At 58.3% G+C, this 1,146-nt stretch carries 2 protein-coding genes and 1 pseudogene; all 3 read left to right on the top strand.

The window, feature by feature from the left end; all coding sequences use genetic code 11:
* Window positions 1–215 (top strand): annotated as a pseudogene (locus tag H567_RS29110) (hypothetical protein); the annotation flags it as partial.
* Between the two features lie 106 nt (window positions 216–321).
* Window positions 322–681 (top strand): hypothetical protein, encoded by a 360-nt coding sequence (locus H567_RS30355; RefSeq protein ID WP_028322930.1) that lies wholly within the window; start codon window positions 322–324, stop codon window positions 679–681.
* Between the two features lie 125 nt (window positions 682–806).
* Window positions 807–1,146, top strand: a 340-nt coding sequence (locus H567_RS0121315) for a nucleotide pyrophosphohydrolase (protein WP_028322929.1), incomplete at its 3' end; no start/stop codon positions are given.

Genomic DNA, 1,146 nt, shown 5'->3' with positions numbered 1-1,146 from the left:
CCACCCGGTCAAACAAGAGAGAAGCTGCTGTCACCCTTTCGGCGGCGTTCTCAGTGGTGCTCGATTCAGACGAACCTCTCATGGAGGCGTTCCTGAATATCTTCACGAAGGTGAATCTTCCGGTGAACACCTGGCCTTACTTCCGGGAACTGGCGCAGAACATGCTGCAGCGGGCGGGATTGCCGCCGATCACGCTGCCTTTTTGGAGGAGTTAAAAGAACGGTTTTTAACGGTCTGTGAAGGACCGGCGGACTCGGTTGACCATTTCATCCGTCAGCCTCCGCAGATATATTTCAGCGAGCGAGGGAGCAGCCCCCCATCATGATCCCTTCCGTCATTTCGCAGCAGCTCAGGCAGGGCGTCGAGGACTTCCTGCCGACGACCTTCCCCGTCGCGACCCACCACTTCAACGGCATCCTGGAGCGGCTCCTGGGGCTGGAACGGGCCGGTGCGGGTCCTCGGGGGAGCCGGCACGGGCAAGACCGTCGCAGCGAGGCAAAGGTGGTTCTCGGGCAGTGCGGCATCGACATCCGCGGCCGAAGCAGAAAGCTCAGGATCAACCACCGCACGACGGATGAAACGCGCCCTCCTCTATATGGCGTCGACCCGGGCCAAGAAGGAGGTGCTCGTGACCGGTTTCGGGGCGCCGAGCCGGTTCCTGTCCGAGTGAGAGAAGGGTGAAAGCCCGGATCTTCCTTGTCCTCTCCGGAGGGGTCAGGTGCGCCAAACGGCTGGAATAAAAACTGAAAAACACAGCAGCAAACCGATCGGGGCAGGCAGTGATGATGGGAGGTGATCGAGGGCCTATGGACTTGCAGGCACTCTTGAGAGCGGTGATTTCTTTCCGGGATGAGCGTGATTGGGCTCAGTACCATAATCCCAAAGACCTGGCAATCTCCCTTGCGCTGGAAGCAGCTGAATTATTGGAAATTTTCCAGTGGAAGAGCCCGGAAGAGGTGCAGGCCATGAAATCGGACGCACAGGCTTGCCGGCGGGTCAAGGAGGAATTGGGGGATGTTCTCATTTACGCTTTGAACTTGGCCAATGAATTCACGTTCGACCCGGCGGAAGTGGTCTTGGAGAAGCTCGCCATCAATGGCCGGAAATACCCTGTAGAGAAAGCAAAAGGCCGCGCGGACAAATACA

This window comes from Desulfatiglans anilini DSM 4660 (assembly GCF_000422285.1).
GTDB classification, from domain to species: Bacteria; Desulfobacterota; DSM-4660; order Desulfatiglandales; family Desulfatiglandaceae; genus Desulfatiglans; species Desulfatiglans anilini.
This window is presented reverse-complemented; position numbering and strand designations above follow the sequence as displayed.

What these genes read in the sequence shown, in the direction of transcription:
- H567_RS30355 (WP_028322930.1), top strand. Translation starts at nt 322, where the DNA reads ATGATCCCTTCCGTCATTTCGCAGCAGCTCAGGCAGGGCGTCGAGGAC.